The organism is Streptomyces sp. NPDC057654 (genome assembly GCF_042800135.1).
In the GTDB taxonomy this organism is placed as follows: domain Bacteria; phylum Actinomycetota; class Actinomycetes; order Streptomycetales; family Streptomycetaceae; genus Streptomyces.
The window spans coordinates 1-1,635 of record NZ_JBHVHQ010001293.1; the positions used below are offsets into that span (position 1 = coordinate 1).

2 protein-coding genes are annotated in these 1,635 nt (G+C 74.0%); one reads left to right on the top strand and one right to left on the bottom strand.

Features of this window, described 5'->3' with window-relative positions:
• Positions 1–510: 510 nt before the first annotated feature.
• On the bottom strand, positions 511–915 hold the full coding sequence (locus tag ACFU99_RS42965) for a globin (RefSeq protein ID WP_384404037.1): 405 nt from the start codon (positions 913–915) through the stop codon (positions 511–513).
• 152 nt (positions 916–1,067) lie between these two features.
• Here ACFU99_RS42965 and ACFU99_RS42970 point away from each other — a divergent pair.
• The coding region (locus tag ACFU99_RS42970; protein ID WP_384404039.1) for a methyltransferase domain-containing protein at positions 1,068–1,635 on the top strand (568 nt) is incomplete at its 3' end.

The following is a 1,635-nucleotide window of genomic DNA, read 5'->3' on the forward strand; positions in this document are numbered from 1 at the left end:
CCGTACGTACGGGCCCGCCCGCGCCCCGCGCCGGGGCGACCGCCGTCGTGGACGAGCCCCTGACGCTCTTCGCCGCGGGCGGCTGGCTCCGGCTGCGCACGCCCTACGGTTCGGTGGCCCTGCGCACCACCGACGCCGGCGGCCTGGCCGGCCTCACGGTCACCCCGGCCTGACCTGGGCCAGGGCCAGGGCCTGGGGCGGCCGACCCGGGCCCCGGCCGTGCGGCGAGCGGGCTCGCGGGCCTCGGCTACGCCTCCGCCTGCCCCTGTCCAGGGCCGTCCTGGGCGGGTGGGGTCGCCTGACCCGGGTCCGTACAGCGCGTCAGTGACCTGGAGCGCACAGGCTCGCTCTCACCGTCGCCTCGCCCGATCTCAGTTCGCCCAGGGCCGACGGCGAACGCACTCACCGGCCCTGCCGTCGCTCCCTCGCGGTCCCCGGCCACCCGGCCCCCGGCCCGTCCAAGCGCGAGGGTTCAGCCGCCAGCGCCCTGTCCGCCGCGCAGCGGCCTTGTCAGCCCTCGGAGTTGATCATGGAGGCGGCGGCGTAGGTGAGGTAGTTCCAGAGCTGGGTCTCGTGCTCTTCGGAGAGGGACATGCGGTCGAGGGCCGCGCGCATATGGCCGAGCCAGGCGTCGTGGGCGGCGCGGTCGACGGTGAACGGGGCATGGCGCATGCGCAGCCGGGGGTGGCCCCGGTTGTCGCTGTAGGTGCGGGGGCCGCCCCAGTACTGCATGAGGAAGAGCGCGAAGCGCTCCTCGGCCGGTCCGAGATCCTCCTCCGGATACATCGGCCGGAGCAGCGGGTCCTCGGCGACCCCCTGGTAGAAGTAGTGCACCAGGCGCCGGAAGGTCTCCTCGCCGCCGACCTGCTCGTAGAAGGTCTGCTCCTGAAGCGTGCCGCGCGGAATCTTGTTCACCCCTTCATGGTCTCAGACGCCTCGCCCGAGGACCGGGGATCTAGGACTCCCGTGCGATAGGGCTGTGGCAGAGCCGCGATACGGCCGCGGTACAGCGGCTCCGTCCGCCGTCAGTAGTCGCGTCCGCGGGTGCCGCGGCGCACAGTGGACACATGGGCGGTACGGACCGGAGTACGGACCTGCGCGCCGGCCTCGTACGCGAGCTGCTGGCGGGCGGCGCCCTGGCCGACCCGCGGTGGCGGGCCGCGTTCGAGGAGGTCCCGCGCCATGTCTTCGTGCCGTACTTCTACCTCGGCGTAGTCGGCGGGTACGAGCGGCTGTGGGGCGAGGACCCCGATCCGCTGCGGCGCGAGCGCTGGCTCACCGAGGCCTACGCGGACGCCCCGCTCGCCACCCGGCTGCGCGACGGCGAACTGGTCTCCTCCAGCAGCCAGCCCTCCCTGATGGCCCGGATGCTGGACTACCTGGACGTACGCGACGGTCACACCGTCCTGGAGATCGGCGCGGGCACCGGCTACAACGCGGCCCTCCTCGCCCACCGCCTCGGCGACGAGAACGTCACCACCGTCGACCTCGACCCGGAGATCACCGAGACCGCCCGGAACCACCTCGCGGCGGCCGGCCGGCACCCCGCCGTCGTCACCGGGGACGGCGCGCGCGGCTGCCCCGCGCGCGCTCCCTTCGACCGGATCATGGCCACCTGCGCCCTGACGTACGTAC